Annotated in this window: 6 protein-coding genes and 1 pseudogene; 4 read left to right on the top strand and 3 right to left on the bottom strand. The window is 63.1% G+C overall.

From position 1 onward, the window contains the following. Nucleotides 1–197, bottom strand: a pseudogene (locus tag EOA33_RS24575) (hypothetical protein); the annotation flags it as partial. A gap of 80 nt (nucleotides 198–277) precedes the next feature. Between EOA33_RS24575 and EOA33_RS24570 the strand changes: the two are divergent. Next, on the top strand, nucleotides 278–910 hold the full coding sequence (locus EOA33_RS24570; protein WP_126055370.1) for an XRE family transcriptional regulator: 633 nt from the start codon (nucleotides 278–280) through the stop codon (nucleotides 908–910). Between the two features lie 121 nt (nucleotides 911–1,031). Next, complete coding sequence (locus tag EOA33_RS24565) at nucleotides 1,032–2,081, top strand: tetratricopeptide repeat protein (RefSeq protein WP_190234361.1); 1,050 nt, start codon at nucleotides 1,032–1,034, stop codon at nucleotides 2,079–2,081. Between the two features lie 163 nt (nucleotides 2,082–2,244). Here the strand turns inward: EOA33_RS24565 and EOA33_RS24560 are convergent, their stop codons facing one another. Further along, complete coding sequence (locus EOA33_RS24560; RefSeq protein ID WP_245482422.1) at nucleotides 2,245–2,451, bottom strand: ABC transporter substrate-binding protein; 207 nt, start codon at nucleotides 2,449–2,451, stop codon at nucleotides 2,245–2,247. 231 nt (nucleotides 2,452–2,682) lie between these two features. On the opposite strand from EOA33_RS24560, the gene EOA33_RS24555 reads away from it, so the two are divergent. Both EOA33_RS24555 and EOA33_RS24550 read left to right on the top strand, forming a co-directional pair. Then, entirely contained in the window at nucleotides 2,683–3,771 is a 1,089-nt protein-coding gene (locus tag EOA33_RS24555; protein WP_127406813.1) for a GSU2403 family nucleotidyltransferase fold protein, read from the top strand. Between the two features lie 100 nt (nucleotides 3,772–3,871). Further along, the gene (locus EOA33_RS24550) at nucleotides 3,872–4,216 is read left to right on the top strand and encodes a hypothetical protein (RefSeq protein ID WP_126055373.1); all 345 of its coding nucleotides are present in this window, start codon (nucleotides 3,872–3,874) and stop codon (nucleotides 4,214–4,216) included. 48 nt (nucleotides 4,217–4,264) lie between these two features. Here the strand turns inward: EOA33_RS24550 and EOA33_RS24545 are convergent. Beyond that, on the bottom strand, nucleotides 4,265–4,813 hold a 549-nt coding region (locus tag EOA33_RS24545; protein ID WP_127406812.1), incomplete at its 5' end, for a glycosyltransferase.

The raw sequence follows: 4,813 nt of genomic DNA, 5'->3' as shown, positions 1-4,813 counted from the left end.
GCCTCGTAGCCGCAGCCGACATCGGCGGCGAAGGCGCCGATGCTGTGCCAGCGGTCGATCAGCCCGGAAATACTCGTGGGCTGCCCCGAGATGCTGGTGGGCAGAGCCGAGATGCTGGTGGGCAGAGCTGAGATGCTGGTGGGCAGAGCCGAAGCGCTCGTGGGCAATGCGGAAATGCTTGCGTGATGGTCGATCATGCGGTAAGCGTACGTTATGTACGAAAGAGTCGCAAGCGAATTCGTACACTTTGGACGATATTTTTCAGGCATTTTGTACGATGATGGATTCACGGCACAGATTGCAGCAGGCGCGCGCCCAGGCCGGCTATGCCTCGCCCAGCGATGCGGCCCGCGCTCTGCGCGAGATCAACAAGAACACGCTGATCAGCCACGAGAACGGCAACCGGCCGCTGTCGCGCAAGGCGGCGGAGAAATACGGCCGGCTGTTCGGCGTCGACCCCGGCTGGCTGTTGTTCAATGCGGACGGCGCCGAGGCCGCACCGGTCAGCCTGCAGCCCTCGCCCGTCACCGTCGACGTGCCGATCGTGTCCTGGATCAGCGCCGGTGAGCTTGGCAGCCAGGACAGCGTCGTCAACCTCTCCGACTATCCGACCATCCCGACCGCCGACCTAGAGGAAGGCGAGTGGATCGCGCTGCGCGTCGACGGGCCGTCGATGAACAAGATCTCGCCGCCGGATTCGATCATCTTCGTCAATCTGCGTGACAAGCGGCTGGTGACCAATGGCTGCTATGTGATCTCGGACGAGACCGGACGGGCCACCTACAAGCGCTGGCGCCCGAACGACACCCCGCCCTTCCAGCCGGCGTCGTACCTCGACATCCCGCCGCCGGAGCTGGAGGGCGCGATCACGATCATCGGGCGGGTGAAGCGGTCGATGATCGATATGTGAGTAATCTCGCTCTCGCCCGTCGGCCTCTGACTGCTCTTTCATGACGCCGCAATTTCTGCTTGCATGGCAAGCAGCCGTCGGTGTCGGCCGAGGTCGATGGTTTCGGGGGAGAACCGGCGAAATGACGAACCGGGAAGGCGTGGGCGAAAGCCGGCTGATACGGCTGGTGCGAAAATGGCGCCTGCCGCTGTTGCTGCTGCTGACCGGCGTCGTCGCGCTGGACGTCCGTGGCGCGATGGGGATCGCCAGCAATCTCGCCTACACGGCCTGTATCGGCAATGCGGCCGACCCGGCCCGCCGGATCGAAGCCTGCACGCAAATCATCGACAACCAGGCCGACGGTCCTGACAAACGCGCGACGGCCTACTTCAAGCGCGCCTACGCCTGGTCCATGGAAGGCGATCTCGACCGCGCCATCGCCGATAGCGACCAGGCGATAAGCCTCAATCCTGAATACGCATCGGCTTACTACAACCGAGGCTACGACTGGGCCACGAAGGGCGATTACGACCGGGCCATTGCCGATTACGGTCAGGCGATCGCCTTCGACCCGAAAAGCAGCGCTGCTTACAACAACCGGGGCCTTGCCTGGGCGTACAAGGGCGACAATGACCGGGCCATCGCGGATTACAACCTGGCGATCATCGCCGATCCAAAGAACGCATCCGCATACCTCAACCGGGGCGGCGCATGGGCGGCGGAGGGCGCCTTCGATCACGCCATCGCCGACTACAACCAGGCCATTGCCTTCGATCCGACACTCATCGGGGTCTATGAAAATCGTGGCCTGAGCTGGGGCGGCAAAGGCGACTACGACCGCGCCATCGCCGATTTCAACGTGGCTATCGGCCTCGATCCGAAACGTGGCTACGCCTATTACGGCCGGGGTCTAGCCTGGTCAAACAAGGGCGACGACGACCGCGCGATCGCCGACTACGACCAGGCCGTGGACCTCGACCCGAAGCTTGCCGATGCCTACTACGCGCTGGGCCTCGCCTGGGCGCATAAGGGCGACCACGACCAGGCCATCATCGACTACGACCAGGCAATCGCGCTCAATCAGAAATCCGCCGATTTCTACAGCGCCCGAAGCGCCTCCTGGAAGGCGAAGGGAAACCGCGAACGCGCCGAGGCCGACCGGAAGACGGCAGTTAGCCTTGGCGGTAAGTAGGTTGCCAGACTGGAAGGTCGCGTTGCTTCGCGCCTTCGCCTGCCCTCCGCTTGGCTGAGGGCCGGGCGCACAATCCAGCCACCGCAATTTCTGCTTGCATTCTGGAACAGATTGAGAACTGGCGCCTGCCGCGCTCTTCAAAAGTGGCCGTCGTTCAGCGCCTTCAGCGAGGATGCACCAGCGCCGGGTTGGTGAGCGTGTCCTTGTTGGCGGCGATCAGCAGGTCGCCTGCCTCCCGCGCATGATCGACGGCGAAAGCGTAGCCGGCGCGCGTCGCCTGCGCGAAGGCTGCAGCCGCCTTCGGATTGGCGCCAAGGAAGGCGTTGCTGGAGACGATCAGCGTGGGCGTCGCGCACGCCGTAGTCGGCATAGCGGAACGAGCGCTGCTTCAGGCCCTTCAGCACTGTTCGAGCGATTGGCGAAGAGTGCTTTTGGAGCGAGGTGCGAAACCTGTTCCTTCTCCTCCAGTGGAGACGGCGGAGTCGCGTTATAAGATTTTCACTATTTTCTTATAACTCCCTTGAAATCCGGCCGGATGGCGCGCAGTTATAAGGAATCTGTGTAATTCTTATAACGCCCAGCCCAGACTTGGGATCGCGCCATGAAAACCATCGATCTCGCCTATCGCACCATGTATGCCGAGCTTGTGCATCGCAGCCTGGATGCTTCCTTCGAGACCGATTTCTCGACAGCGGGCAATTTCGTGCGCGTGCCAGTGAAGGGCCGCGACTATTGGTACTTCGAGGAGACCCGGCCGACGAAGACCAGGCGTTATGTCGGTCCGGCCGAGGACCCCGAGATCGCCAAGCGGGTCGCGGCCTTCAAGGAGATCAAGAGCGATCTGAGAAGCCGCCGCAAGCTGGTTTCAAGTCTCGTGCGCGACGCCGGCCTGACGGCGCCGGACCCCGTCACCGGCGACGTGGTCGAGGCGCTGGAGAAGGCCGGGCTCTTCCGCCTGCGCGCGGTGCTCGTCGGAACGGTCGCCTTCCAGACCTATGCCGGGCACCTCGGTGTCAGGCTGCGTGGGGCCGCGCTGCAGACGGGCGACGCCGACTTCGCCCAGTTCCATTCCGTCTCGGCCGAGGTGGACGACAGCCTGCCGCCGGTCATCGAAGTGCTGAAGGCAGTCGATACGACATTCCGCGAGGTTCCGCACCGAACCGATGCCGGACGCGCGACGCAGTTCGAGAACGCTTCCCGCTACCGGGTCGATTTCCTCACCCCGAACCGGGGCAGCGACGATCACGCCGATCACGCAAGCCCGATGCCGTCGCTGGGCGGCGCCTCGGCACAGCCCTTGCGCTTCCTCGATTTCCTGATCCGCGATCCCGTCCGGACGGTGCTCCTGCACCGCTCCGGCGTGCCCGTGCTCGTCCCCTCGCCCGAGCGCTTCGCCGTCCATAAGCTGATCGTCGCCGCGCGCCGCGAACGAAGCGCCGGCGCCAAGCGGGAGAAGGATCTGCATCAGGCAAGCCTGCTGGTCGAGGCGCTGGACGTCACGCGTCGGCAGGACGACCTCGCCTTTGCATTCGCCGAAGCGTGGAACAGGGGCGACGCCTGGCGCGACGCGCTGCGGAAAGGCCTGAACCTGCTCGGTCCCGACAGCCGTGACATGGTCGACCTGGTGCTCGGAACAGCGCTTGCCGCAGTCGGGGCGCAACTCGAAGGTTTTACGATGCGGCTCGCCTAACACGCCGAGATTGCCGCCTTATCGTTCAATTTGTACGAATTCATGTTGACCTGTATTCGTACGTAAAGTACGATATTTCCCTTCTCCGAGGGGAATATCCTTGAACACCGCGAACCACGCCGCCTTCGCCGACCTCTCCCGTCCACTGCTTTCATCCTTGCCGCTCGAACAGCGCGAGCGCCTCGCCGGCGCCTGGCGGATGGCCAGCCAGGACATCGCCGAGGACATCCGCTTCATCCGCCAATATCTGAAGGTCATCGCCGAGAAGGAAGAACGGCTGTCGACCGGCACGCTGGTCCACAGCCGCGCCTATGTCGAGGCCTGCGCCGGCTGGTTGCCGCGGACCGTGGCGCGCTATCTGCGCAACCTGCGCGCCATCACCGAATGCGAGTTGGCGATGACGGCTGCCGGCATCAGTTTTGCCAAGTCAAGCGATGCGTGGTGAGCCCTCGCTTCTCCGCTTGTCTCCTGCCCTACGAACTGAAGACGGCGTTCACCCGTTGAACTTGTCGGGGAATTGTTTGGCGATGCCTTCCGTCAGCATGTCGGCGAACTTCAGCATATGATCATGCCCTTCGTCGTAGGACTTGATGTCCGCCGCCCAATCCTTCTTCAGCCGGCCGACCACCTCGCCGGTCGTCAGTTGCAGATGCTTGTGGAGCATGTCCCGGAGATCTTTCTCGGGCCAGTTCGGATTGGCCTTGCCAAGGAACACCGCAATGTCGTCGGCATTGCCGGTCCATTTTTCCTGAGTGGCCGAGAGCTTGTCCTTGCTGCCTGATTTGGCCGCCTTGACCACTTCCGTCGCAATCTTGATGTGGTCTTTCAGCAGCGCGGCCAGTTTCTGGCCGGCCGCATCACCGTAGTAAGGCTTTACCGCGTCGCCTATGTCGTCCTGGTTCTGGAGGAGACGCTTCGCGACTTCGTCCGTGTCTTGCAGGTCAGCGAGGGCGCTGATGATGTAGTTGCGCGTGTAGGTGATGTGGTCTTCCCAAAGTTTCCGCATTGCCGCTCGAACGTCCGTCGCCGATTGCGGTTCGCC

It is taken from the genome of Mesorhizobium sp. M4A.F.Ca.ET.050.02.1.1 (assembly GCF_003997725.1).
Lineage (GTDB): Bacteria > Pseudomonadota > Alphaproteobacteria > Rhizobiales > Rhizobiaceae > Mesorhizobium.
Note: the sequence above shows the minus strand (reverse complement) of the source record. Positions and strands in the feature narration are given on the sequence as shown.

Coding starts and splice junctions, on each gene's coding strand:
- EOA33_RS24560 (WP_245482422.1), bottom strand. CDS start 2,451: ATGCCGACTACGGCGTGCGCGACGCCCACGCTGATCGTCTCCAGCAAC.
- EOA33_RS24555 (WP_127406813.1), top strand. CDS start 2,683: ATGAAAACCATCGATCTCGCCTATCGCACCATGTATGCCGAGCTTGTG.
- EOA33_RS24570 (WP_126055370.1), top strand. CDS start 278: ATGATGGATTCACGGCACAGATTGCAGCAGGCGCGCGCCCAGGCCGGC.
- EOA33_RS24565 (WP_190234361.1), top strand. CDS start 1,032: ATGACGAACCGGGAAGGCGTGGGCGAAAGCCGGCTGATACGGCTGGTG.